The following is a 25,909-nucleotide window of genomic DNA, read 5'->3' on the forward strand; positions in this document are numbered from 1 at the left end:
AGGCCCTGCCGTTCATGGTTGGATCACGACCGGAGGCTCCGGCGACGGGACGAGCCCGAGCGCGGCGGCATCCTTGGTGATGCTGTGGATGCTCTGCAGCTCCCTGATCTTCAGCTCCTGCGCGGCAAGCACGCTGGTGGTGAGCCGGATGTGGCTGCGGAGCCGCTCGTTCTGGAGCGCAAGGTTCTTGATGGCGATGGTGCTGTTGATCTGAAACAGGAAAAACCCCGTACCCGCCAGCAGGTAGAGGAACGAGCGCAGCCTGAGCAGGCGCGAGAAGTCCGGCGCAAGGCCCCTTCCCGGTTGCGGAGCCGAGGCGCCGGAAAGAGGGGGCCCGGAAACCGGGCGGGCAGCCAGAGGCCGGAGCTCCGCGGGAGGAGCGGCTTCGGGATCGGGCGACGAGTGGCCGGGCCCCCGGAAAAAGAATGTCTGGAGCCTGCCGAACGAAGCCGGCAGCAGCCGCGCGCTGATCATTGGACACCTCCTGTTTTTTCAGCAACCCTGAGTTTCGCGCTCCGCGCCCGGGGGTTCTGTCGCACCTCCTCCTCGGAAGCCGTGACCGCCTTGCGGGTCACAAGGGACAGTTCGCCCCTGGAAAGCGGCTCGCGCAACCCGACCCCCTTCGGTCCCCAGTCGCACTCCGACTGCTTCGCGAAGAACTGTTTCACCATCCGGTCCTCGAGCGAGTGGTAGCTGATGACCGCCATCCGCCCGCCCGGCGCGAGCAGCGCCACTCCGTCTTCGAGCACCTGGCGGAGGACGTCGAGCTCCCCGTTGACGGCGATGCGCAGCGCCTGGAACACCCTCGAGAGCGAACGGATGAGATGCTGGCGGCCGTGCACGACGCTTCTGACGACCTCCGCAAGCTCTTTGGTCGTCTGCAGCGGGCCCTGCTTCTCACGGGCGGCAACCACGGCGCGCGCTATCGCCCGGCTGCGCGGCTCCTCGCCGTAGCGGAACATGATCGAGGCCAGCTCCCGCTCGTCGAGGTCCCTGAGGAGGTCTTCGGCCGAAAGCGGAGCCGATGCGTCCATGCGCATGTCGAGCGGTCCGTCCTGCATGTAGCTGAACCCCCGCCCGGCGCTGTCGATCTGGCGGGACGATACCCCGAGGTCGAGCAGGATGCCCTTCGCCGCCGGTTCCATCCCGAGCCGTCGGGCCTCGCCCGAAACGAGGGAGAGGATGTCCCGGAAGTTCCCCTTCACTCCGAGCGCACTCCGGCCGAAGGGCTCAAGGCGCCGGCGGGCGGTCGCCAGGGCCTCGTCATCCTGGTCGATCCCGACAAGGAGCGAACGCTCGAGCCAGCCCTCCGCCTCGAGCTTCCGGAGGATGGCCAGGGAATGGCCGCCGCCGCCGAGCGTCCCGTCCACATAGAGGCCGGGCCCTAGCACCAGCGACTCGATGCACTCCCGGAGGAGCACGGGATCATGGTAGCTGTCGGGGGATTGCAGCATCAGAAATACCTTCCCGCAAGCGCCGCAAAGCGCCCGCTGCTTCTCTCGAGCATCTCGGACAGCCGTCCGGGTTCCCATACGATCATTTTGGTATCGGCACCGATGACGACCACGTCCCGCGTGATGCCGGCATGGTCGAGAAACTCCCTGGAAAGGGGGATGCGGCCCTGGCGGTCGAGCTCGACCATCTCGAGGCTCTCGTACATCAGGGTCTTCAGGAGACGCTCGTCGGGGTGGAAATCCGAGAGCGCGGAAATGCTCCTCGCCATCGCCTCCCACGTATCGGGGAGATAGAGCTCGAGGGAACGGTCGGGGGACTTCATCACGTAGAGCGAGGAGGCCTCCCTGGTGGAGGAGGGTCCGGCAGCCGCTCCGGGGAACTTCCTGCGGAACCTCGCAGGAATCATCAGCCGCCCCTTTTCATCGACCGCATGCCGCTCTTTTCCGATAAAACCTGCCATGTCGACGTCAGTTCTGCTCCGTTTTGGCCGAAACCTCCCATTTTTTACCATTTTGCACCACCCGAAATGTATAAAAAAGGATGCACTAAAAAAATATTCCATTATTATGATAGGCAAGTGACCCTCCAGAGATGCAGCAGCGACAGAAAGAGACCGTCGTGGACGGCTACAACCTCATCCACCACCTGTTCAGCCCCGCTTCCGGGGACTCGTTCGAACCCCTCCGCGGGAGGCTCGAGGCGATGATTCGCGCATGGAGAAGAAAGACGAGGGGAGGGCCCGTCACGGTGGTCTACGACGGAGACGGACGGTACCGCGACATCGAGAACGCCGGAGAGGTGCGCACCGTCTTCACCATGCGGGGCAGAAGCGCCGACCACTGGATCATTGATTACGCAAAATCATTGAACACGACAGCAAAAATCCTTACTATTGTAAGTTCGGACAACGAGGTCCGAAGGTACTCCGCGGCCTTCGGGGCCCGGTGCCTGAGCTCCGGTGATTTCGCCTCGATGCTCCTGCCCGCCGGACATCCATCCGGGAGGGAGCGGAGCGCCAACCGGAGGAAGTTTTCAGAAGAGCCCCTCCCGGAGCGGGAGGTGGAAGGATGGATGCGGCTGTTCGGCGGCAGCGGTTCCTGACCCCCGTCCCCGGGGCCCACACCATTTTAACCACACTGAGCACCTATGACGACCGATACCCCCTCCGGGCACGAAGCCGAGTGGCAGGAACTTGAGCGATGGCGGAAGAGAATAGACTCCATCGACCGTGAACTCACGGCCCTCCTCGACGAGCGGCTCGACTGCGCAGGAAGGATCAGCGCCCTGAAGTCCGTCATGGGCGAAGAGGTGCTGCAGCCCGAGAGGGAAAAAGAGGTCATCCACAACGTCATCGAGCGGGCCGGCTCGGAGGAGAAGTCCCGAACCCTCGTCAACATCTACCGCAGCATCCTCGAAGAGTCTCGCCTCTTCCAGCACGGTTGCAAGAACCGGGCCGGCAGCGCCCCCGAAGCCTGAGGCTCCGCCCCCGATGCAGCTGAACCCCCTTTCGCGAAAAAACATCGGCAAGACGGTCCTCCCCGGCCTCGCCGTCGCCGCAGCCCTCTCGCTGCTCGCCCTCGCCTTCGTCCCCGGCCTGAACACCTCCGGCGAGACGACCCGAGTGGCCGTCCACCGCGGCGACTCGTTCTCAACCATCGTCGCCGGCCTCCAGAGGGCCGGCACCATCCGGCTCCGCTGGCCGGTCTCCCTGACGGGACGGCTCATCGGACGGCTGCACCACATCAAGCCTGGACGCTACACCATTCCGCCCGCCATGTCGAGCTACCAGCTGCTCGCCTACATGCGCGGCAGCAGCCAGGACGAGGTACGCATCACCATCCCCGAGGGGCTCGACCTGCACAGGACGGCCGCGATCCTTGCGCGCGAACTCGACATCGATTCCGCCTCCATCGTCCGCGCCGCCTCCGACGCCCGCCTCCTCAGGCGGCACGCCCTCACGGCAGAGAACGCCGAAGGCTACCTCTTCCCCGGCACCTACAACTTCGTATGGGCCGCCACCCCCGAAGAGACGGTAAGCTTCCTCATCGAACGATGCCGGGCGTTCTGCTCAGACAGCCTCCTTCAGGCGGCGAAAGCGAAAGGGCTTACGGAGCGGGAGCTCCTGACGCTCGCCTCCATCGTCGAGGCAGAAACGCCGCTCGACGAGGAAAAGCCGCTCGTCGCGAGCGTCTACCTCAACCGGCTGAAAAAAGGAATGCGCCTGCAGGCCGACCCGACCGTGCAGTACGCCATAGGAGAGAGCCGCCGGCTCTACTACAGGGACCTTGAAACCGACTCCCCCTACAACACCTACCGCGTCAGGGGACTTCCGCCGGGTCCGATCTGCAGCCCGGGGGCGGCCTCGATCATGGCCGCCACGAACCCGGCCCGGACGAACTACCTCTACTTCGTGGCGACCGGCAGGGGCGGGCACTATTTCGCCTCCACCCTCAGCGGCCACGCAGCCAACGTCCGCAGATACCGCAGCGCCCGCTCGTCGCGCTGAGGGAGGGAAAGGGGGAACGGTTAACGGGCCCCTCTTATTTGTGTTCCAGATGCTTATATTGCCAACTAACGCATGAACGGCCACCAGCTTAGTTTTTTCAACCAATCCAGAGAGCAATGCAGAAAAAGACCTTGTCGGACATAACCATCCAAGGCAAACGGGTACTGATGCGCGTCGATTTCAACGTTCCCCTCGACGGCGAGCGCGAGATCACCGACGACAAACGGATCGTCGAAGCCCTTCCCTCGATCAGGAAGGTGCTGGACAACGGAGGGCGCCTCATCCTGATGTCCCACCTTGGCCGGCCGAAAGGAAAGGTCAATCCCGACTACTCCCTGGCTCCCGTCGCAGAGCGACTCTCAGAACTCATCGACACCCCCGTCATCATGGCGAAGGACTGCATCGGCACCGAGGTGATGCAGCAGGCGCTTGCGCTCCAGGACGGCGAGGTCCTGCTGCTCGAGAACCTCCGCTTCCATCCCGAGGAGGAGGCCAACGACCCTGAATTCTCCCGCGAGCTCGCCTCGCTCGGCGAGGTTTACGTGAACGACGCCTTCGGCACCGCGCACCGTGCCCACGCCTCGACCGAAGGCATCACCCACTTCGTGCAGACCGCCGTTGCCGGATACCTCATCGAAAAAGAGCTCATGTACCTCGGCAAGGCCCTCGAGAACCCCGAGCGCCCGTTCGTGGCGATCCTCGGCGGATCGAAGATCTCCGGCAAGATCGACGTCCTCGACAATCTCTTCAGCAAGGTCGACACGGTGCTCGTCGGAGGCGCCATGATCTTCACCTTCTTCCGTGCCCAGGGCCTCGAGACCGGCCGTTCGCTCGTCGAAGAGAACAAGACCGACCTGGCTCTCGAACTGCTTGCCAAGGCAGAACAGATGGGCGTCAGGCTGATCCTGCCCGAAGACGTCGTGGCCGCTCCCGAAATCTCCCCCGACGCCCCCTTCCACGCCGCACCGGTCGACCAGCTTCCGGCGGGCGAGATGGGCGTCGACATCGGCCCTAAAACCGCCGAGACCTACCGCAGGGAGATCCTTGCGGCAAAGACCGTCCTCTGGAACGGACCGATGGGCGTCTTCGAGATCGACAACTTCGCCGGCGGCACCGTCGCCGTCGCCGAAGCGCTGGCCGAAGCCACGGCCTCAGGGGCCACCACCATCATAGGAGGAGGCGACTCCGCGGCAGCCGTCGCCAAGGCGGGCCTTGCCGACCGGATGACCCACATCTCCACCGGAGGCGGCGCAAGCCTCGAATTCCTCGAAGGCAAGGAGCTCCCCGGCATCGCCGCCCTGAACGGCTGAAGCCAACCGAACCGAGAACGACCCCGCCCGACAATGCGGCGGGGCCGGCAAACCGCTTATCATGAACTATTCCAACCAGCCCTACCGTCCCGGCGGGTTCCAGGTGATCCCTCCGGCGATCAAGGCCATCATCCTCGTCAACGTGGGGGTCTTCCTGCTGGAGAACCTCCCGGCATTCAGCGGCGTGCTGCTCTCCGAGTTCGCCCTCTGGCCTGTCGGCTCGGGCAACTTCAGGATATGGCAGCCGCTGACCTACCTCTTTCTCCACGGAGGGACGGCCCACATCTTCTTCAACATGTTCGCACTCTGGATCTTCGGAGCCGAGATCGAGAACTACTGGGGAACGAAGCAGTTCAACATCTACTACTTCACCTGCGGCATCGGAGCGGCCCTCATCAACCTCCTGGCGACCGCCGGCTCGACCTATCCGACGATCGGCGCATCGGGAGCGGTATACGGCGTGCTGCTCGCCTTCGGCATGATGTTCCCCGACCGCTACATCTTCCTCTACTTCCTCTTTCCCATCAAGGCGAAGTTCTTTGTTGCCGGATACGCCTTCATCGAGTTCTTCTCGGGCCTCGGCAGCCGCACCATGGGCAGCGGCAGCAACATCGCGCACTTCGCCCACCTCGGCGGAATGCTGATCGGCTGGATCTACATCACGCTGAAACGGCGGGACGTCAGCTTCGACGGGGTGCTTGAGAAGATCCGCCGACCGGTGAAGCGCGGAAGCGCCCGCATCCACAGCATCACGCGCAGCGACGAGTCGGCGAGCGAGGCCGAAATCGACAGGATCCTCGAGAAGATCACCAGAAGCGGCTACAGCTCGCTCAGCGCCGAGGAACGCCGCAAACTGCTTAAGGCGGGAAAGAAATAGCCGAAGCGGAAAACAGGGAGAAAAGCATGGAAGAGATGCCGTCGATGGAGAGGAGCACGGGCCGCGCCGAACGGGTGATGAAGAACCCCGGCAGGGTGCAGAAGCTCCTCGCCTCGGTCATGAACAAGTCCGCCTCGCTCAGGAGCGCCGGCATGGTGCCCGATCTCCTCGAGAAGATCCAGCCGCTGGTCCGCATGGTCAAGAGCTACGCCTCGAAAGAGTACCGGGAGGTGCCATGGCAGACCATCGTGCTTGCCGCCGCGGCCCTCATCTACTTCCTCTCGCCCTTCGACGCCATCGCCGACTTCATCCCACTCCTCGGCTTCGCCGACGACCTGGCCGTCGTCTCCGCCGTGCTCGCCTCGATCGGCCAGGACATCGATGCCTTCACGGCATGGGAGAAACGGAAGCACGAGGACGCCGAAACCGCCGAGTACTCCGAAATCCCCGACGGCGAGCCCTAGCCCACCCTACTCCCGCACGAAACAGGCCACGCTCTCGATATGCGCCGTGTGCGGGAACATGTCCACCGGCCTTACAGACTCCATGCGGTACCCCGCCAAAGCGATCTCCTTTCCGTCACGGCCGAGGCTTGCAGGATTGCAGCTGACGTAGATGATGGTGCGCGCCCCGAGCTGCACCATCGCCTCGAGCGCCTTCGGGTGCATGCCCGCCCTCGGCGGATCGGTCACCACGACATCCGGCCGGCCATGGGCCTCGAGCGTCGGCAGCATGGTCTTGAAATCCTTCAGGTCGGCCTGGAAGAAGAGGGCGTTGTCCACATTGTTGTACTCGGCGTTCGAACGGGCGTCGAGGATCGAACTCTCCACCACCTCGAGGCCCACAGCCCGCCGGCAGTGGCGCGCCATGAACAGGGTGATGGTGCCGGTGCCGCAGTAAAGATCGTAGACCGTGTCTTCCTCCCGCAGCCCCGCACCCTCGAGGATGCAGCGGTAGAGCACCTCGGCCTGCCGGGTGTTGGTCTGGAAGAACGAGTTGGCCGAGATCCTGAAATCCAGCTCTCCGAGCCGCTCGGTGATGACGCCGCTGCCCCGCACCACGTACTCCCGCTCGCCGGTCGCGACGGTATTGCGACGGCTGGTGACGTTGTTGACGATGGTCATCCCGGCCCCCGCCATACCCTCCTCGAGGTATACGGCATAGCGCTCCATGAGGTCCCGGTCGTACCAGGAGGTCACCAGGTTCACCATCAGTTCGTCGCGCTCCTCGCTGTAGCGCACCACGAGGTTGCGCAGGAACCCGGTATGCTCCCTTGCCCCGTACGCCTCGAGGTTGTTCTCGAGGGCGAAGCGGCGCGTGAGCCCGAGCACCCGGTTCATCGGCTCCTTGGCCAGAAAGCAGCGGTCGATGTCGATGACCTTCTCGAAATTGCCGGGCGCGTGGAAACCGAGGGCGAAGTTCTTCGGCGCCTGCAGCCGGTCGGAGGAGATCTCCTCCTGCAGGAGGTAGCGCTTGCTCGAGCAGGAGAACTCGATCTTGTTGCGGTAGTGCTCCGGGGAGGGCGCTGCAAGGGGGGCGGCCATCGGGGAATCAACGAAGCCGCCGAGGTGGCGGAGGGCGTCGGAAACCTTCTTCTCCTTGTATCGGAGCTGCGCTTCGTAGCCGACATGCATCAGCTTGCAGCCCCCGCACACTCCGAAAAAGCTGCATGGAGGCTCAACCCGGTCCACCGAGGGCTCGAGCACCTCCACGGCCTGGGCCTCGATGTACCGTTGCCGGACCTTGCGGATCCGGGCCGATATCCGGTCTCCGACGGCCAGCATGCCGGACACCATGACTCCCATGCCGCAGGGCAGGCGGCCGAAGCACTGCTCCTTCTCGGCCAGGTCGGTGACGGTAAGTTCGATGATGTCTCCCTTGCGGTAGGTGTTCTCAGCCATGCCTCTTCTCTTTCTAGTGTTCTGGTTCTGGATTCTCGATGTATGCCTTTGCCGCGAGCGCCGCTCCGATCACCCCGGCGCTGTCGCCGAGCATGGGACGGAGCAGCGGGATTTCAAGCCGCCCGCTGAAGAGGTGGCTCTCGACGGCCCGCCGCGCCTCCTCCGAATAGAGTGCGTCGATGTTGCCGACCCCGCCGCCGATGACACAGGCATCGGGATCGAGGATGTTGAGGACGGCGGCAAGCGCACGGCCGAACTGCTCCACAAGCCGATCAACGGTCGCGCGGGCCAGAGGATCTGTTCCCGCATCGGCCGCAATCCGCTCGAGCGGAAGCTCCACGCCGGCATGCCCGGCGTACCAGCGCTCGAGGGCAGGACCGGAAATAACCGTTTCGACGCAGCCGCTGCGGCCGCAGTAGCAGGGCTCACCGTCCTGGACGAGCGGGTTGTGGCCCCATTCGCCGGCGATGCCGTGCGCCCCCCGCCTCACCTTTCCGCCGTAGACGATCCCGCCTCCGGTCCCGGTGCCGAGGATGATGCCGAAGACGCATGAGGATGGGGAGCGCATAGAGGGTGCGGCCGCCCCGTGGAGCGACTCGGCCAGGGCGAAACAGTTCGCGTCGTTCTCGATCACCACCCTCCGGCCGAGCGCTTCCGAAAGATCCGAGGGAAGGTCGCGACCGTTGAGCGACACGGTGTTGGAGTTCTTCATGGCGCCGCTCCGCTCCTCGTACCTGCCCGGAGTGCCGATGCCGACGACCTCCGGGAGCGGGAGCCCCGACTGCTGCGCCGTCATGCGGAGCAGCTCGCCGACCCGTGCAAGGATGTGGTCGTACCCCCGCTCGGCCCCGGTCGGGATGCGGAGACGGACCAGCTCCTCGGTGCCGGGGCCGATGACTGTCGCCTCGATCTTGGTTCCGCCGAGATCGATCCCCCAGTAGCGCTCAGGCCCCTGCATCGGATCCGCCTCCCGGTGCCGGGCGCCTGACGAAGTTCTTCATCACCCAGCTCCAGGCGAGGTACAGGATCGAGGCCCAGGCGACGCCGATCGCCATCCCTCCGAGCACGTCGCCGGGATAGTGGACCCCGACGTAGACGCGGGAGAATGCGACAAGCAGTGCATAGGCGAGGGTGATGGCGGTGAACGCACGCTCGACGAGCGGGCCGCGGCTGAAAAAGATCCAGACCGTCGTGGCGACGGCCGCCATGTTGGCTGCGTGGGAGGAGGCGAAGGACCAGGAGTGGGACTGGTCGATGAGCAGGCGGACATGCTCGATGGCGAAACAGGGCCGCACCCTCTGGACGAGGGGCTTGAGGACGCCCGAAGCGGTGAAGTCGGAAAGCCCGACGGCCGCGAGCGCGAGCAGGAGGGGGACGATACCCCGGCGGCCGCGCTGCACCAGCATGAAGAGTGCGATGAGGACGAGAATGTGCCCGGAAAGCTTTCCGCTGGTAAGGAAGACCATGAGATCGTCCATCGCCGGGGTGGCAAGGCGGCTGTTCAGTACCCCGAACAGCCACCGGTCGGCCTGCTCAATCAGCACGATAGCTCCCTTACCTTCCGCCCGACTTCTTCTTTTTGGGGCGGGACGGCGCGCTCATGCTCACCTGCGGAAGGTCGGCCGGCGAACTGGTCGAGTTGATGTAGAACTGCTGCGCGACGCTGAAGACGTTGAACATCAGGTAGTAGAGCGCCAGGCCGGAGGGCATGTTGTTGAAGAAGAGCAGCATCATGGCCGGGAACATGTACATCATGATCTTCATCTGGTCGTTCGTCTGCGCCGTCGGCGTGATCTTCTGCTGGAGGAACACCGTCACGCCCATGAGGATCGGCAGGAGCGCGATGTGGCTGCCGTACATCGGGATGGTGAAGCCGAGGTCCAGGATGGAGTCGGGCACCGAAAGGTCCTTGACCCAGAGGAAGCCGTGCTGGCGGAGCTGGATCGAGGAGCGGAAGACGTAGAACATGGCGAAGAGGAGCGGCATCTGCAATACCACCGGAAGACATCCGCCGAGCGGGTTGACGCCGGCCTCCTTGTAGATGCGGCCGAGCTCGCTCTGGAGTTTGGCGGGGTTGTCCTTGTACTTCTCCTGCAGCTCCTTCATCATCGGCTGGAGGGCCGACATCTTCTTCATCGACTTGGTCGATGCGGTCGAGAGCGGATAGGTCACCAGCTTGACGAGGAAGGCGAAGATGATGATGATGAGCCCGTAGTTGGAGATGAAGGTGTTCATCCAGGTGAAGGCGGGCAGGATGAGGAATTCGGCAAACGGCCTGGTGAGCCAGTCCCATCCGAAGTCCATGATCTTTTCGAGCCCGGCGTGCTGCGCCTTCACGGTATTGTAGTCGAGCGGGCCGAGATAGATGCTGAAACGGCTGTCGATGACGCCCCCGGATGCGGGCGCCTCCATCTTCAGGGAGGCGAGGTAGTTCTCATAGGCGTTGCCGCGGCTCTTCTCGCCATCGAGGTAGAACCCGGCCGTCCGGTCGCCGGACATGAGGGCGGCAATGAAATACTTGTTGCGGACCGCAACCCAGCGGGCGTCGCCCGACTGCTCCTCGCGGTAGGAACGTCCGTCTTTTTCGGCATCGAGCTTGACGAGGCTGCCGCCGAGATAGGCGCTGGCCAGGGCGCTGTGCGACTCATCTTCACGGTTCTTTTCCGTGTAGGGCAGGCCGCCGTCCCACTGCACCTGGTACTCGCCGCCGGCGAGCGCCGAGGAGAGGCCGGTCAGCTTGACGTCGTAGCCGATGCTGTAGCTGTCGCCGGTGAAGAGGTAGGTGATCTCTATCGACTGCTTCGCCGAGAGCGCGAGCCGGTAGCGGAGGGCATAGGTCTCCTTGCCGGTAACGGTATGGAGGGTATCGAGGCTTGCCCCGGTGAAATAGAGGTCGCGGGTATCGATGCGGCGGCCCTCGCGGGTGAGAAAGAGCAGGGAGAGCGCTCCCTGTTTGCTGTCGCTGACGAGGTCGAAGGGCTTGAGGTTGCCGTCAAGGTGCTTCTTGAGGACGAGCGACTTCAGGGTCGCGCCCTTGGAGGAGACGACTGCCTGGAAGAGGTCGTTGTCGATTTTGGTGAGGCGCTCCTTTCCGGTGGCTGCGGGAGCGAACATCCCGAACGTATCGCCGGTCGAGGCGCTCACCACGGCTTCCTTTGCGGCGGACTCGGCAATGGCGGCGGCGGTCTGTTCGGTGCGGGCCTTCCCGGCATCGCTCACCTGCTGCAGGGGCTTCTTCTCCGGCGACATGAACTGCAGCCAGACGATCATGATGAGGGCGATGAGCGCCAGTCCCGTTACTGAATTCCTATCCATTGCTTATCTCTCTTCGTCGTTTGTTCCCGGAACGCCGTCACGAGGGGGGACAGGATCGTATCCGCCCTTTGAAAACGGGTTGCATCTGAGTATGCGCCACACGCTCAGCCAGGATGCCTTGAAAAAATTATGGGTTTCGAACGCCTCGACGGCGTATGCCGAACAGGTGGGATGAAAACGGCAGGACGGGGGAAACATCGGGGAGATGAACGCCCTGTAGAATTTTATGAGCGCAAGGGGCGCCTGGTTGACAACTTTCCAGATGGCCATCTCTTCACTTTCGTTATCAGGTCCTTCAGCGTGCTCTCGTCACCAACGCGGCGTTGTTCACTACAATCTCATCTGTCCTACCAGCGATCTGAACTCCCGCCTGAACTCTTCGAGGGAGGGAATTCCGCCGCCCCTCCGCGTATACAGCATTGCCATGACCAGCGGTCCCGGGGTGGCCGGGTCTCCTGCGTCCCGCATCTTCTCCAAAAGAAAAGGCTTCTCCAGACGGTAAGCCTCCCGCATCATCCGCTTGGCGCGATTGCGCCTTGCGGCCAGGGGCAGCGTCTTCTTGCTGACGGCGAACATTACTGAGGGGGAAGCAGGGACCGGATCCGGGACTGCTGCCGGAAAACGGTACGCAATACGGAGAAAATCACCCTTGAGGCTTTTCCCGCCCGTGAAGAGAAGCGATATCACCGCCTTCTTCCTCACTATCTCATGCCTGGGCAGAGAGTGGAGATGCGTGTTTGACAATACCAGAAAAGCAGTTATGCATCAATGCCGGCACTGCCGGCGAAGCGATGCGTTATTTGCCTGCCGTTCCCATATCGCTGCTGACGGTCAGCGAATGACGGCCTTTGGCCCTTCTTGCCGACAGGATCTTGCGGCCGTTCTTGGTCGACATGCGCAGCCTGAAGCCGTGCTTGTTCCTTCTTTTCCTGTTGCTGGGCTGGAATGTTCTCTTCATCTCTAATGGCTCCTCACCGTGTTGTAGGGATAATCTGACAAAATATCAAAATTACAGGGCGCGTAATTTAGCACAATGCACCATCATTAACAAATCCGCCGTGACACTAAATACGGAACCTCGTCACCGGCCACTCTTTCATCCTGAAGCGGCAGAAGTGAGTGGCCAGGAATGTGGACAACTTGTGGATAAAAAAAATCGGATGGGCCGCGCGCCCCGTAACTTCACGGGGAGGCGTCGCCCATAAATGTTGACAAGTTTTTGATAAAATCCAGTAAGAGTTTTTTTTAAAGCAGGTTATAATGTTGATAACATCGTGCATAACTTGGGGATCGAGGGGGTGCTTTTTCCCCTGCGGGATTCTTTTTTCTCTCCCTAAAACACTAACTTGACCTCTGCCAGATGTTGATGGGCTCTCCTAGAGGGCACCTCCCCTTTCAAACTCCCGTTTTCCATGCTTTACGCAGATACAATGACCGCTCCGGAGCAGCAGGATACCCGACAACGGAAGAACCTCTCCGTTGAACAGAAAATATGGCAGTCCTGCCTCGACGCCATCAAGGAGCATATCAATCCGCTTGCATTCCAGACCTGGTTCTCTCCCATCCGTCCTCTTGAATACTCCGGCAACGAGCTGACCATCGAGGTACCCAGCACTTTTTTTTACGAGTGGATAGAGGAGCACTACTCCCAGTACCTCAAGGAGGCGCTTCGTGATGTGATCGGATCCGAAGCCCGGCTGATGTACTCCATCGTCATGGACAAGTCGCAGGGACAGCCTGTCACCATGCAGCTCCCTCCCCAGAACCCCCCTGTCGACAAGAAGAAGGAGGCTGCTGCCCGGGAGGAGAACAGGGCCGAAGAGGAGTTCCGAAGGGATGTCGAGCGCTTCGAGACGCACCTGAACACCAAATACACCTTCGACACCCTCATCAGGGGCGACTGCAACTCGCTGGCGTTCGCGGCGGCAAAGTCCGTCGCCCAGAACCCCGGCCAGAACGCCTTCAACCCGCTCGTCATCTACGGCGGCGTGGGACTCGGCAAGACGCACATCATGCAGGCCATCGGCAATACGGTCCGCGAGAACCACGAAGGTTCGAAAGTGCTCTATGTCTCCAGCGAGAAATTCGCGATCGACTTCGTCAATGCGATCCAGAACGGCAAGATCCAGGAGTTCTCCTCTTTCTACCGCAACATCGACGTCCTCATCATCGACGACATCCAGTTCTTCTCCGGCAAGGAGAAGACCCAGGAGGAAATCTTCCACATATTCAATACGCTCCACCAGTCGAACAAGCAGATCATCCTCTCGGCCGACCGTCCCATCAAGGACATCAAGGGAATCGAGGACCGGCTGATTTCACGCTTCAACTGGGGACTCTCCGCCGACATCCAGCCGCCAGACTACGAAACCCGCAAGGCCATCATCCTCAGCAAGCTTCACCAGAGCGGGGTGAATTTCGACGAGAACGTCATCGAGTTCATTGCCAACAACATCACCGACAACGTCCGCGAACTCGAAGGCTGCATCGTGAAACTTCTTGCGGCCCAGTCGCTCGACAAGCGGGAGATCGATTTGCAGTTCACCAAGTCGACCCTCAAGGACATCATTCGCCACACAACCAAGCAGCTGAACCTCGATACGATCGAAAAGGCCGTCTGCGAGTATTTCTCCATCACATCGAACGACCTGAAGGGAAAATCGAAGAAAAAGGAGATCGCCGTCGGACGCCAGATGGCGATGTACCTCTCGAAACAGATGACCGATTCGTCGCTCAAGACGATCGGGCTGCATTTCGGCGGGCGTGACCATTCAACGGTCATCCACGCCATCAATACGATCGGCAGGAAAGTGGAAGGCGGCGGCGAAGAGCGGGGCAAAATCGACGAAATCCGCCGGAGAATCGAGATAATATCAATGTAACCGGCCCTTCCCGTCGGTGTTGACAGAATGTTGAAACACTGTTGGTGGAATATGGAAAACAGCCAGGCTGTCCACACATTTCCGAAAGGCTCAAAACCATCAACAAAGAATACACATCCAGGACCACCCCAAACCAACAGGTTGTCAACAGCGAAAAGGGAATTCTGAAAACCGGTAAAAACTTAATATTCAGTACGTTAGAGTAGTAGTTCGGAGAGTTGTCAAGATATCAACACCCTCTACAGCAACAACAGCCTTCTTTTTTAAAAATCTCAAACAGTAAATGTTGGACCAGATGAAATTGACCTCCTCAATCCGGCAGCTGCAGGATGCAGTCAGCAAAGTTGCCCAGGCCATTCCTGCTAAATCGATCGACCAGCGTTTCGAGAACATCAACCTCTCCATAGAACCTGGCGAGCTGACGCTGTTTGCTTCGGATGGAGAGGTTTCCATCACTGCCAAAAGCGGCGTTGAAACCCAGGACAGCGGAAACATCGGTATCCGGGCAAGGACCCTGCAGGATTTTCTCCGCAGCATGTACGATACCTCCGTCGTGTTTACGATCGAACGCCAGGAGATCAGTGACCATGGTACTGTCAGCATTTCCACCGACAAGGGACGTTACCGGATTCCCTGCCTTTTCCAGGGAAAACCTGAAAAACAGGACAAGAACTATGACATCTCCATTGAAATGGAGACCTCGGAAATGCTCGATCTCATCCAGAAGACTACGTTTGCCTGCAGCGTCGACGGTATGCGTCCCGCAATGATGGGTGTGCTTTTCGAACTCGAGGGAAGCGTCATCACCGCTGTGGCGACCGACGGTCACCGTCTGGTACGGTGCCGCAAGGCTTCATCGGTTGAGATGGCTGAAAAAAACAAGGTCGTCGTTCCCGCCCGGGTGCTCTCCATCCTGCAGAAGCTCGCCCAGACCGAGTCGGTGACCATGCAGTTCGACAGCGAGCGGAAGTTCGTCCGTTTCATTTCTGGAAGTGTAGTCCTTGATGCCGCTCTCATCGTCGAACCTTATCCGAATTACGAGGCGGTCATTCCGGTAGAGCACGACAGGAATCTCATCATCAACCGCTCGGTGATCTATGATTCGGTCCGCCGTGTCGGACGCTTCTCGAGTATCGGCGACGTCAAGATCGTCCTCGAAGGCCAGTCGATGAAGATCATGGCAGAGAACACCAATGAGGGTGAGTCCGCACAGGAAGAGCTTGCCTGCGAGTTCATGGGTGAGGATATCGCGATCGGATTCAATTCGCGCTTCATCGAAGCCGCACTGGCCCATCTCGACGAAAACGAGATCAAGATCGAGCTGAAGAGCCCTACGACCGCTGTCATTTTCCGGCCCCACGGCGAAGAGGAGAACGATAATCTGATCATTCTCGTCATGCCGGTCCGCATCAACAACTGAGCCGCATTCCGGAAAGCCGGCTGCAATCAGCGGCCGGCTTTTTTCTTGCCCTCCCCAAATTGAGGTACGCTCATTGAGGCTCAGGAACATACAGCTGGAGAACTTCAGGAACCACCGTTCCCTCGCTTTTGCACCCGAAGAAGGAATCACGGTGCTTTTCGGGCCAAACGGATCGGGCAAGACCTCGGTTCTTGAAGCCGTCCATTTCTGTGCGTTGACTAAAAGCCTTCTTGGCTCACCGGAGTCGGAATGCGTGAGGTTTACGGACGAGTATTTTCTTCTTTCCTCTACTTTCGAGAGTACAAGGGGATCGGGATTGGAGGTGAGGGTTTCATTCGGAAAAGAGAGGGGGAAGCAGATCAGCCTGAACCGGAACGAGGTCAGGCCGTTTTCGGCGCATGTCGGAACCATTCCCTGCATCACCTTTTCTCCGCCTGAAACCGCCATCGTCAGTGGTTCGCCCGGCGAGAGGAGGCGTTTCATCGACAATGCGGCATCCCAGTCCGACAGGCGGTACCTCGAAGAGCTTCTCGACTACCGGAGGGTTCTGCAGCAGCGCAACGCGCTCCTGCAGCAGCTGGACTCACCGAGTGCCTCAAACGGCGAGATGCTCGATCTCTGGAGTGAGAACCTTGCCGATCTTGCCGCCGCCATCACGCTTAGAAGGATCGATTTCCTCAGGAACCTGTCCCACTATTTCGAGCCGCTTCAAGAAAGCCTGGCCGATGGCGGCAGCCACTCGGTCGTTTACCGTTCTTCTTTCGGAACCATTGAGGAGGGTCTCTCTCGCGACGATCTTCGCCGCCGATTTTTGAAGAGGCTTATGGACACGCGTCGCCAAGAGATGATGCGAGGCCAGACGATGTCGGGTCCGCATCGCGACGATCTTCTCTTCATCTCAAATGGAAAGGAGATAAAAAAGTATGGTTCACAGGGACAGCAGCGGGCATTTCTTATCAGCCTCAAGCTCGCGCTCTTCCGCTACTTCAGCGAGCGCCTACCGGAGAGCCCCATCTGCCTTTTTGACGATATGTTCAGTGAACTTGACCAGCACCGTACGGCACAAATATTCAGGATCCTCGAAAAGTGCGGCCAGACCATCGTCACCACGACGGACGGAGGGCTCGGTCCCGACTATACGGCCGTTGATGTAACCTCTCTTCCGGGTTATACTGAGGGCTGAGCATGGCAAGAACGAGAAACCCGAAAATCTTTGCCTCCATTGCGGGCGACCTCTACCGTGAACTCGGCATGCAGGAGGCGTTTCTCCAGTTCAAGGCGCTGGAAGCCTGGGATGGTGTTGTCGGACCGGCCATTGCAAGGGTGACCTCCGTCGAGCGTTTTACCGATGGCTGTCTCTTCGTCAGGGTACGCAACGCATCATGGCGAATGGAGCTGAATTACCGAAAGGGGGATATTGCCCGTCAGCTTAATGATGTGCTTGAAAAACCCCTGGTCAGGGAAATTATTTTCCGCTGAATTTTTTTCGCGCCCCCTTCGGGGGAGTATGTTTCTAAACAGCTCCCCGGCCGCATGAACGGCGAAAGCCCTCCGTTATCGCATGAAGGGCTTTCGTTTCGATGGATCTGGGGCTGTTTTCTCTTCAGATGTTGCAGCTCAGTTTGTACATCTCGATCATCTTTTCCGCATAGGCTTTTCCGAAGTCCATGCATGCCGCGAACTCCTCTTCGTGCGGCTTGAATTTTACCATCATGTTCTGCTCGAACACTTTGAGCTTGAGCATCGTGAAGTTTCCCTCGATCATCTTCGAGGCTTCGCCGCTCCAGCCGTATGAGCCGAATGCGGCTCCCAGCTTGCCCTTGTCCCGAATGGGGTTGATGGCGCCGAAGAAACCGTAGATCTGCGGCAGGATGTTCTGGTTGATGGTCGGTGAGCCGAGGATGATGCCGGAGGCATGGGCGATCTTTTCCTCAAGCTTCGAGAAATGCATATGCTCAATGTCGCAGACGTCGACAGTGAAGTCGCACGACTGCTTCAGCCCCTCGGCAATCTTGTTGGCCAGGAGTGCCGTGTTCTCGTAGGCCGAAACGTAGGCGATGAGGATGTTCTTCTCGTTCGGTAGTGCGATGGCGCCCGTCGCGTAACGCTGCGACATCTCCACATATTTCTGCCAGTTCTTGCGCAGGATCGGGCCGTGTCCGGGGCAGATCACGGAAATGTCAAGCGGCTTGATCTTCTCGATCGCCTGGAGCATGTATTTGCTGAAGGGGCGGAGGATTGCGTCGAAGTAGTAAGTGAAGGCGTCGTCGAAATCCCCGACCTCGTCGTCGTACATCTTCTCATTGCAGAAGTGCGAGCCGAACGAGTCGCAGGTGAAGAGTACCCGCTCTTCCTCGAGCCAGGTATAGATGGTGTCGGGCCAGTGGAGGTTCGGTGCATTGATGAAGTGCAGCGTCTTGTTGCCGAGATCGAGCGTGTCGCCCGTCTTGACTGCAAGCGAACGGAAGTCGTGTCCGGTCTGGTCTCGGAGGAATTTCAGTGCGTTTCCGCTGCCGACCACCGTGGCGTTCGGAGCGACCTTCAGCAGGTTCGCCACGTTGCCGGAATGGTCGGGTTCGGTATGGTCGACGATGATGTACTCAATCTCGGCCGGATCGCAGACCTGCTTGATCTTGGCCTGGTATTCCGGCCAGAATTTCTCCTTCGTCGTCTCAACGATGGTTTTCTTGTCCGCATTGATGAAGTAGGAGTTGTAGGTCGTGCCGTACTTGGTCTCCATCACGATGTCGAAGGTGATGAGGCCTGGATCGAGCACGCCGATCCATGTGACGCTCTGGCTGACGGGGAGGATATTGTTGTCTTTCATAGGTTTATCGGGTGTTGGGTGATTTGTTGATACATGTACTACGCTTTTTCGTGCGCCCATCGTTCCCCCGTGGCGTCTACTTGCTTTCTCCAGGTTCAAGGATCAGCTCCTGCAGCTCGATACCCTCCGGTGAGAACGAGAAGAGGGTGTCGTCAGAAAAGATCGTGCTGTAGTCCTGGGGTTTGAAGAAGGGCATGAACTTCTGGCTGTATTCGTCAAGCCGTTTCAGGTAGAACGAGGTATTCTCGTCGGGTTTGTCTGCACGCCATTCGACGGCCGTCTTTCCCCGGTCGCTGGCGGCGCCGCCCTGGCCGCTTCCGGCTATATAGTATGTGATCCGATCACCTTTCGACACCGGGATCTTTGCACGGATTGCGGTTTCATAGGTGATCGATTTCGAGCGCTTGCCCGATGCGACGTCTTCACGGTACTGTTCAAGTGAGCTTTTCATACTCTCGGTGCGTGAAAAATCAGTAATATCGAGCTCATGATTCAGGATCTTGTTCCGGTATTCCCGGTAGAGCTCGTGCAGTCCGCTGATGTCTTCGGAGAGCAGTTTTTCGAAGCCTCGCCTGATGAAGTCCCTGCCGAACTTCTCCCCGCTCCGGCTGGTCAATGATGAGCCTTTCAGCTTCATCACCCCGTCGTAGTCGAGAAGCGCATAGTTCTTCTTCAGGTAGGAGATCATTTTTCGGAACCTCCCGTCGAAGCCGATATTGATGCCCTCCGGCATGAGTTCCGACACTTCCTTGACCAGGGCCCGTTCTTCCTCCTCGGTCCTGACGTCATCCGGGGGTATGAAGAGGATTCCGTCAGTGTCGACTTCGATGATGCGGCATCCCCTTGTTTCGAACTCCCGTATCATTTTTCTCGCGATCGACTGCCCGGTGGAGGTTACCCGATCGGCCTCGTCGAAGTCGTTGAACAAACCTCCGCTGAAGCCGAGGTACCCGTACATGGCGTTGATGAGGATCTTGAACGAGCCCTGCATTGCATCGTAATTGGCTGCCAGGGAGTCGTTCCCCTTTTTCTTCTCATCGGTGGCAAGGGCCTTGGTCTTGAGTCTCAGGTCCCTGAGGTCTCCAAGGACTCCCGGAAACACTTTCAGGCCGTCGCTTTTAGGACAGACGTTATAGGAGAGCATGATGGAAGGGTAGAGCGATTCCACATCGGCATAGACGATGGGTCCGAGCACGCCCTTCCGGAAGACCTCGGTGTATCCTCCTGCATGCTGCTGGCCGAGGGTTGGGCGGGGGATGGAGTGTTTCTTGCGGAGGTACTCTCTGATGAAGAGGGCTTCGATCTTCGCCGCCTGCCCGATCCTTGCCGTCATGGCATAGGTGTAGGGGAGCATCTGGGAGAGGTAGAAACTGCTTCCGGACAGGAGGTTTGAAAGCGCTCTTGTCTCACGGACATCGTCGAGCGCATAGGCAAGCAGGCGGTCGTCCCTGTCTCTCCACAGCCCTGCGATGTCGCTGTAGTCGATATAGGTCCTGTCTTCTGAAGCGAAGCCGAAGTGCCTGGCCACGGCTTTCAGTCCGTAGCTCTGCATAGAGCGCTTGCCGATGTCGTAGGTCTGGACCTGGAACAGGGTGTCGATGACATGGCGTCCCGGTATGTCGTAGAAAGGATAGTCGATCGTCCGTTCGGCAAAGCGTATGCTTGCGGGATAGGTTTTCGGGAGCGTCCCGTCCCTTCCGATCGCGAAGGGAATCCGATGCAGTTCACAGCGCGCCTGGATGTAAGGGAGATCGAAACTGAAAATATTGTGACCCTCTATCACGTCGGGATCTTTCTCCCTGATGATTTTTACCATCTCTTCGAGAAGATCCTTCTCCGTTCTATCTCTCGAGTGTATGGCCAGCTCCCATCCCCTGTTGTCGGACATGGAGATGATGATGATTTCGTCTTCACCGATCCCCCTCCCTTTCTTTGCGGGCCGCGAAGGATCATAGAGCGTTTCGATGTCAAGCTGCATGCGGTAGAGTTCATCGAAAACCATTCCCTTGAAGAACGTCTTTCCCGTCTGCATCATATACTGCGTTACCGCATCGCCTCTGCTGTATACATTCTGGATAACTTCAAGCCCACCACCACCTGCATCAGTAGCATTTTCTGAATCGTTTGTTTCCGGCTTTCGTCCTGCAAGGTGATCGAGAGCTCCCCTTGAGCTTTTCATGTTTCGGAATATGGCGAGACTGCGGTAGTGGTTGTTTCCTTCCAGCTGCACCAGCCAGTATTTGCTCCCATCCTGAGGGACATAGCCATCCAGTAGCGACTGGTCCGTCATGAAGAAGAACGGATAAAACGGTTCGTCATGGGCTGTGACTCCGTCCCTTGTGCGGTTGAAAAGTCTGATATGGGTGTCGGAAAGCTGGTAGGCCCCGACTATTCTCTCTTCCTTGTCCTTTCCGAACAGGAGTCCGTTGTTCAGTATGTCGCTGACTATCGTTTCCATACGGTCGTTCTCTGTTTCTGCTTTGCCGCCCCTCCCTGCAAGGGATTTTCTGCGGACATCAGCCTCATAACGGTTTTGTTGTGGTGCAATGTTTCACGTGGAACATGTTCCACGTGAAACATTTCCGTCGGTCACCGCCCGATGTGGACCATCAGGACGGAGATGTCCGAAGGGGAGACCCCGGTAATGCGCGAGGCCTGGCCCAGTGTCTCGGGGCTATGGCGGATGAGTTTTTCCATGCCTTCTGCTGAGAGTCCTTTGATGGCGTCGTATCTGTAGCCTGAAGGGATCTGAAGACCCTCAAGGCGGGCAATCTTCTCTGCAGTGAGAAGCTCCCGTTTGAGATATCCCTCATACTTCAGGTCGATTTCGACCTGCTGGTGGGTCTCTTCGTCGGCGCTGATTTCAAGAACATCTCTTCCGAATTCAGGCAGTCCCTCCATGAGGCGTTTCAGGCTCATACCGGGCCGTTTGATCGCCGCGGTGACTCTTTGGCCTGTAGTGGCTGGGGAGTGGCCGGCGTCATGGAGCATGCTGCTGAGCGCATCGGGCGGAACGGTTGTCGTTGCCGCAAGCTTCTTGATTCGGTCAATCGCGTCCTGTTTTGTGCGGCAGCGAAGGATCTGGCTTTCGCTGATAAGCCCGGTCTGGTGCCCGAAGTGCATGAGCCGGAGGTCTGCGTTGTCATGTCGGAGTAAAAGACGATGTTCGGCCGAAGAGGTGAACATCCGATAGGGTTCCTTCATCTCCTTGGTCACAAGGTCGTCGACGAGGACCCCGATATAGGCGTCCGAGCGCTTCAGGTGCAGGGGCGGCCGCTGCAGGATGGCCGATGCTGCGTTGATTCCTGCAAGAAGGCCCTGTGCTGCGGCCTCCTCGTAACCGGATGTTCCGTTGATCTGTCCGGCGAAGTAGAGTCCCTTGACCCGCTTCGTCTCCAGGGTGCTGTGGATCTGGTAGGGTGGGAAGTAGTCGTATTCAATGGCATATCCCGCCCGGATCATCTTTACCTCCTCGAGCCCCCTGAGCGAGCGCAGGCCTTCGATCTGGATGTCTTCCGGCAGGGAGGTGGAGAATCCGTTGACGTACATCTCATTGGTGTCGAACCCTTCCGGTTCAAGGAAGATGTGGTGGCTGGTCCGGTCAGGGAAGCGGTAGATCTTGTCCTCAATGGACGGGCAGTATCGGGGGCCGACACCCTGGACCTTGCCCGTGAAGAGGGGGGATCGGTCGAATCCTGTTTTCAGGATTTCGTGGGTCTTTTCTGACGTGTGCGTCACATAGCAGCTCAGCTGTCTGCGGTCTTTTAGCGACAGCGTGCTGAAGGAGAACGGTGGCGGATCCTTATCGCCTTTCTGCTCCTCTACCTTCGTGTAGTCGACGCTTCTCCTGTCGATCCTCGCAGGTGTGCCGGTTTTCAGTCGGCCGGCCTCGAATCCTGCCGCAACGAGGTCTTCGGTAAGACCTGATACGGGAGGTTCGGCTATGGTGCGCCCACCGGGGTAGTGGTCCATCCCGATATGGATCAGTCCGTTGAGAAATGTTCCGCAGGTCAGAATCGCCGCCTTGGCTGTGACAAGCCTGCCTGAAAGCAGCCTTACGCCATGCAACTCGCCGCTCTGTTGCTCGATTGCAGTGACGGTATCCTGGAGAAGGTCGAGGTTCGACTCCTCCTCGAGGACCCGCTTCATGTAGTTTGTATAGGCAGCCCTGTCGGCCTGCGCTCTCGGGGAGTGCATTGCGGGCCCCTTGCTCATGTTGAGCATCCTGAACTGGATGCCCGTGGCGTCGATCGCCTTGGCCATCTCGCCGCCGAGGGCGTCGATCTCACGGGTAATCTGTCCCTTTGCGACGCCCCCGATCGCAGGATTGCATGACATCCTGGCGACGGCGTTCAGGTCCGTCGTCACCAGCAGGCAGCTGAGGCCCATGCGGGCAACCGCAAGCGCAGCTTCCGTGCCGGCATGCCCTGCTCCTGCTACTATGACGTCATACATGGCCATTGCGATCCATTAGGGGGCTTTATTACACAAATATTTCGCCTTTCTGCGTTCTTCGAACTTAAAGATACGAATAAATGAATCCATTCTTCAGAAGGTGCTCTCCCCGGCGGGCTCACTGCCGGCGGGGCCCGTGGCGTGCTTGTTAGTTAATCACTGCCCTGTTTCATATATTGGCTGATCCGTCCATTTGTTGGTAAAAGACAATGTCATCAATGAAAAACAAACGATTCAACCTGCTCCTGATCGCTGCCGTCACGCTTGTCGCACTCTGGTCCCTCTGGCCGACCTGGCGTGACTACTCGCTCTCCCGGCAGCTCTCTTCCTTCTCCACCCAGCAGGACAGTCTGAACTTCGCCCTCAGCCACCGCAGTGAAATAGAGGATGCACGCCAGAAGAGCCTGAAGCTGGGACTTGACCTGAAGGGAGGCATGCATCTTGTCATGGAGGTCGACCAGGTCGACCTGTTCAGCGAGAAAGCGTGGAACCGCGATGCTCGCTTTGATTCGCTCATGGCCGGCGTGGCCAAAGAGGCCCGCTCGAGCGACGCCGACGTGGTCGACCTCCTTTCGGCCGCATTCCGCAAGGACAACGTCAAGCTGAGCCGCTACTTCTACGATATCCGCAACAGCGACAGCGAAATTCAGGGCAAGCTGCGTAAAGAGGCCGCCGACGCGCTGGTCCGCGCCCGGGAGATCATCCGGAACCGCATCGACCAGTACGGCGTTGCCGAGCCGATGATCACCACCCAGGGCAACCGCAAGATCATCATCGAGCTTCCCGGCGTTTCCGACGAGAACCGGATGCGCAACCTCCTGAAAGGAACCGCAAAGCTGGAGTTCAGGCTTCTCCGCGAGCCCGAGCTTCAGGTCAGGACCCTTGAGCGGATCAACAGCGCGATGGTTTCGGGTGCGGTAGCTGCCGCTCCATCATCCGCCTCTTCGAAGGCGCCGCTTTACGAGCTTGTCAGCGTCTCCCCGTCTGGCAGCGCCGTCATCGATTCCCGCAGCCGCGATGTCGTTTCGGCCCTGCTTCGCCAGCCGGCGGTCCGCGACCTTCTCCCCCCGGACAGCGAACTGCTGCTTTCCGCAAGGGCTGAGGCCGCCAGGGACGGCGTCAGCTACTACGATCTCTACCTGGTGAAAAAGACCGCTGAACTCACCGGCGGGGTGATCACCGAGGCGAAGGCCACTTTCGGCTCGGAGGGAATGCAGCCCGAGGTGCTCATGTCGATGAACTCCGAAGGCACGTCGAAATGGGCCCGGATCACCGGTGCCAACATCGGCAAGCGCGTCGCCATCGTTCTTGACGGTGCCGTCTACAGCGCTCCCGTCGTACAGTCGAAGATCCCCAACGGCAACTCGGTCATCAACGGCATCCAGAGCCTCGAGGAGGCGAAGGATCTTGAGATCGTGCTGAAAGCCGGCGCCCTTCCTGCCCCGGTCCGCATCATCGAGGAGCGCACGGTCGGCCCCTCGCTCGGCGCAGACTACATCCGTGCCGGCCTCCAGTCGATGATCTGGGGATTCACGGCGGTCGTCATCTTCATGATCGTCTATTACCGCAAGGCGGGCATGGCGGCCGATACCGCACTGGTGCTCAACGTCCTTATCGTGCTTTCGGTGCTTGCCGGCTTCAACGCCTCGCTCTCTCTTCCAGGCATCGCCGGCATCGTGCTGACGATGGGCATGGCCGTGGACGCCAACGTGCTGATCTACGAGCGCATCCGCGAGGAGATCGCAGAAGGCCGCTCGATCACCTCTGCAATCACGCAGGGCTACGACAAGGCGTTCTCATCCATTCTGGATTCCCACGTGACCACGCTGGCCGCAGCCTTCCTGCTCTATACCTACGGCATCGGGCCGATCCAGGGTTTCGCCGTCACGCTGATGATCGGAACCGCGGCAAGCCTCTTCACCGCCATCGTCGTCACTCGGGAGATTTTCCAGTTCCTCCTTTCCAGGAACAAGATGACGGTCAAAAGCTTCGGATAATTTCCATACAACACGCACGAACCCATGAGGATTTTCAATACCACAACCATCAATTTTCTCCGCTACCGGAAGATCGCCTACGCCATCTCGCTGGCGCTTCTCCTGGCCGGCTTCGTCTCTATGGCCGTGAAGGGGCTCAACTACGGCATCGACTTCAGGGGCGGTTCCGAGGTGGTCATCCGCTTCGAGAAGGATGTTCCCGTCGCCGAGGTCCGTTCGGTGCTCCGCGAGGCCGGGGTCTCCGGGACGCTCAAGCAGTACGGCATGGACCGCTCGTTCCTGCTCAGCACCGTCTTCAACGGCGACACCAACGAACTCAAGTCGCTGATCTCCGGCGCACTCAACGACCGGCTGAAGGGCGATCCGCATGAGATCGTGCGCATCGACGCCGTCGGCCCGAGCATCGCCTCCGACCTGAAATGGTCGGCGGTGAAGGCCATGGTCGCCGCTCTGCTTGCCATCCTGCTTTACGTCGGCATCCGTTTCGAGCTGAAGTTCGCGGCAACCGGCGTCGTTGCGATTTTCCATGACGTTTTGATCGTGCTTGGGCTCTTCAGCCTCCTGGGTGGCATGTTCGACATCATGCCGCTCGAAATGGACCAGAGCATCATCGCCGCCTTCCTGACCATCGCCGGATACTCGATCACCGACACCGTCGTGGTCTATGACCGCATCAGGGAGCGGATCCGCAACCAGAAGCCCTCCGAATACGAGAGGATCTTCAACGAGAGCATGAACCAGACCCTCAGCCGCACCATCATCACCTCGGGTACGACCCTGGTCACGGTGCTTGTCCTCTTCATCTTCGCCGGCCCGGCCATCAGGGGGTTCGCTTTCGCCGTTTTCGCCGGCATCCTCATCGGAACCTACTCCTCGATTTTCGTCGCGGCACCGCTGGTCTATGACTGGCTGAGGCTCTCAAAGGCACCGGTCAAGCTCCGCGGCACCGCAAAGTCCTGAGCCG

25 protein-coding genes are annotated in these 25,909 nt (G+C 59.6%); 12 read left to right on the top strand and 13 right to left on the bottom strand.

Annotated elements, in window-relative coordinates; all coding sequences use genetic code 11:
- Positions 1-12: 12 nt before the first annotated feature.
- The 3 genes from E0L29_RS04680 to mraZ are packed head-to-tail and all read right to left on the bottom strand — an operon-like array spanning position 13 to position 1,915.
- Entirely contained in the window at positions 13-474 is a 462-nt protein-coding gene (locus tag E0L29_RS04680; RefSeq protein WP_131355423.1) for a hypothetical protein, read from the bottom strand.
- Complete coding sequence (gene rsmH, locus E0L29_RS04685; protein WP_131355426.1) at positions 471-1,454, bottom strand: 16S rRNA (cytosine(1402)-N(4))-methyltransferase RsmH; 984 nt, start codon at positions 1,452-1,454, stop codon at positions 471-473. The genes E0L29_RS04680 and rsmH overlap by 4 nt, the downstream gene beginning before the upstream one ends.
- Positions 1,454-1,915 carry a division/cell wall cluster transcriptional repressor MraZ gene (gene mraZ / locus E0L29_RS04690; protein WP_131355429.1) on the bottom strand — a complete coding sequence of 154 codons (462 nt, stop codon included), beginning with the start codon at positions 1,913-1,915 and terminating at the stop codon, positions 1,454-1,456. Before mraZ ends, rsmH begins: the two co-directional genes overlap by 1 nt.
- A 131-nt stretch (positions 1,916-2,046) precedes the next feature.
- On the opposite strand from mraZ, the gene E0L29_RS04695 reads away from it, so the two are divergent.
- From E0L29_RS04695 to E0L29_RS04720, 6 genes are all read left to right on the top strand, one after another.
- The gene (locus E0L29_RS04695) at positions 2,047-2,556 is read left to right on the top strand and encodes an NYN domain-containing protein (protein WP_131355432.1); all 510 of its coding nucleotides are present in this window, start codon (positions 2,047-2,049) and stop codon (positions 2,554-2,556) included.
- Between the two features lie 45 nt (positions 2,557-2,601).
- A complete protein-coding gene (locus tag E0L29_RS04700; protein ID WP_131355435.1) occupies positions 2,602-2,931 on the top strand; it encodes a chorismate mutase in 330 nt (109 codons plus the stop codon).
- A gap of 13 nt (positions 2,932-2,944) precedes the next feature.
- Positions 2,945-3,961, top strand: coding sequence for an endolytic transglycosylase MltG (gene mltG, locus E0L29_RS04705; RefSeq protein ID WP_131355438.1), 1,017 nt, complete (start codon positions 2,945-2,947; stop codon positions 3,959-3,961).
- A 116-nt stretch (positions 3,962-4,077) separates the two neighbouring features.
- Entirely contained in the window at positions 4,078-5,271 is a 1,194-nt protein-coding gene (locus E0L29_RS04710; RefSeq protein ID WP_131355441.1) for a phosphoglycerate kinase, read from the top strand.
- A gap of 61 nt (positions 5,272-5,332) precedes the next feature.
- Complete coding sequence (locus E0L29_RS04715) at positions 5,333-6,148, top strand: rhomboid family intramembrane serine protease (RefSeq protein ID WP_131355444.1); 816 nt, start codon at positions 5,333-5,335, stop codon at positions 6,146-6,148.
- Positions 6,149-6,174: 26 nt separating this feature from the next.
- The gene (locus tag E0L29_RS04720; RefSeq protein WP_242664281.1) at positions 6,175-6,612 is read left to right on the top strand and encodes a YkvA family protein; all 438 of its coding nucleotides are present in this window, start codon (positions 6,175-6,177) and stop codon (positions 6,610-6,612) included.
- A 6-nt stretch (positions 6,613-6,618) separates the two neighbouring features.
- Here E0L29_RS04720 and rlmD read toward each other — a convergent pair whose 3' ends face one another.
- The 7 genes from rlmD to rpmH are packed head-to-tail and all read right to left on the bottom strand — an operon-like array spanning position 6,619 to position 12,322.
- Entirely contained in the window at positions 6,619-8,049 is a 1,431-nt protein-coding gene (rlmD, locus tag E0L29_RS04725; RefSeq protein ID WP_131355447.1) for a 23S rRNA (uracil(1939)-C(5))-methyltransferase RlmD, read from the bottom strand.
- A 13-nt stretch (positions 8,050-8,062) separates the two neighbouring features.
- A complete protein-coding gene (locus E0L29_RS04730) occupies positions 8,063-9,007 on the bottom strand; it encodes an ROK family protein (protein WP_131355450.1) in 945 nt (314 codons plus the stop codon).
- Positions 8,994-9,596, bottom strand: a complete 603-nt coding sequence (locus E0L29_RS04735; RefSeq protein ID WP_165498832.1) for a phosphatase PAP2 family protein — start codon at positions 9,594-9,596, stop codon at positions 8,994-8,996. Before E0L29_RS04735 ends, E0L29_RS04730 begins: the two co-directional genes overlap by 14 nt.
- A gap of 7 nt (positions 9,597-9,603) precedes the next feature.
- Complete coding sequence (gene yidC, locus E0L29_RS04740) at positions 9,604-11,364, bottom strand: membrane protein insertase YidC (RefSeq protein ID WP_131355456.1); 1,761 nt, start codon at positions 11,362-11,364, stop codon at positions 9,604-9,606.
- 3 nt (positions 11,365-11,367) lie between these two features.
- A complete protein-coding gene (gene yidD, locus E0L29_RS04745) occupies positions 11,368-11,634 on the bottom strand; it encodes a membrane protein insertion efficiency factor YidD (RefSeq protein ID WP_131355460.1) in 267 nt (88 codons plus the stop codon).
- 60 nt (positions 11,635-11,694) lie between these two features.
- On the bottom strand, positions 11,695-12,108 hold the full coding sequence (locus E0L29_RS04750; protein ID WP_131355463.1) for a ribonuclease P protein component: 414 nt from the start codon (positions 12,106-12,108) through the stop codon (positions 11,695-11,697).
- 52 nt (positions 12,109-12,160) lie between these two features.
- The gene (gene rpmH, locus E0L29_RS04755) at positions 12,161-12,322 is read right to left on the bottom strand and encodes a 50S ribosomal protein L34 (RefSeq protein ID WP_131355466.1); all 162 of its coding nucleotides are present in this window, start codon (positions 12,320-12,322) and stop codon (positions 12,161-12,163) included.
- Between the two features lie 472 nt (positions 12,323-12,794).
- Between rpmH and dnaA the strand changes: the two genes are divergently transcribed.
- The 4 genes from dnaA (at position 12,795) to E0L29_RS04775 (ending at position 17,145) form a co-directional block, all read left to right on the top strand.
- Positions 12,795-14,246: a chromosomal replication initiator protein DnaA gene (dnaA, locus tag E0L29_RS04760; RefSeq protein WP_242664292.1), complete on the top strand. Its 1,452-nt coding sequence runs from the start codon at positions 12,795-12,797 to the stop codon at positions 14,244-14,246.
- 295 nt (positions 14,247-14,541) lie between these two features.
- On the top strand, positions 14,542-15,666 hold the full coding sequence (gene dnaN, locus E0L29_RS04765) for a DNA polymerase III subunit beta (RefSeq protein WP_131355472.1): 1,125 nt from the start codon (positions 14,542-14,544) through the stop codon (positions 15,664-15,666).
- A 73-nt stretch (positions 15,667-15,739) separates the two neighbouring features.
- Entirely contained in the window at positions 15,740-16,849 is a 1,110-nt protein-coding gene (locus E0L29_RS04770) for a DNA replication/repair protein RecF (protein WP_131355474.1), read from the top strand.
- A 2-nt stretch (positions 16,850-16,851) separates the two neighbouring features.
- On the top strand, positions 16,852-17,145 hold the full coding sequence (locus tag E0L29_RS04775) for a DUF721 domain-containing protein (RefSeq protein WP_131355477.1): 294 nt from the start codon (positions 16,852-16,854) through the stop codon (positions 17,143-17,145).
- 124 nt (positions 17,146-17,269) lie between these two features.
- Here the strand turns inward: E0L29_RS04775 and E0L29_RS04780 are convergent, their stop codons facing one another.
- From E0L29_RS04780 to mnmG, 3 genes are all read right to left on the bottom strand, one after another.
- The gene (locus E0L29_RS04780) at positions 17,270-18,493 is read right to left on the bottom strand and encodes an FprA family A-type flavoprotein (RefSeq protein WP_131355480.1); all 1,224 of its coding nucleotides are present in this window, start codon (positions 18,491-18,493) and stop codon (positions 17,270-17,272) included.
- 76 nt (positions 18,494-18,569) lie between these two features.
- Entirely contained in the window at positions 18,570-20,951 is a 2,382-nt protein-coding gene (locus tag E0L29_RS04785) for a DNA polymerase domain-containing protein (RefSeq protein WP_131355483.1), read from the bottom strand.
- Between the two features lie 131 nt (positions 20,952-21,082).
- The gene (gene mnmG, locus E0L29_RS04790; RefSeq protein WP_131355796.1) at positions 21,083-22,948 is read right to left on the bottom strand and encodes a tRNA uridine-5-carboxymethylaminomethyl(34) synthesis enzyme MnmG; all 1,866 of its coding nucleotides are present in this window, start codon (positions 22,946-22,948) and stop codon (positions 21,083-21,085) included.
- A 209-nt stretch (positions 22,949-23,157) separates the two neighbouring features.
- On the opposite strand from mnmG, the gene secD reads away from it, so the two are divergent.
- Both secD and secF read left to right on the top strand, forming a co-directional pair.
- Positions 23,158-24,945, top strand: coding sequence for a protein translocase subunit SecD (gene secD / locus E0L29_RS04795; RefSeq protein WP_131355486.1), 1,788 nt, complete (start codon positions 23,158-23,160; stop codon positions 24,943-24,945).
- Positions 24,946-24,969: 24 nt separating this feature from the next.
- Entirely contained in the window at positions 24,970-25,905 is a 936-nt protein-coding gene (gene secF / locus E0L29_RS04800) for a protein translocase subunit SecF (protein ID WP_131355489.1), read from the top strand.
- Positions 25,906-25,909: the final 4 nt, after the last annotated feature.

Origin of the sequence: Chlorobium sp. N1 (assembly GCF_004332115.1) — a bacterium.
Classification (GTDB): Bacteria; Bacteroidota; Chlorobiia; order Chlorobiales; family Chlorobiaceae; genus Chlorobium.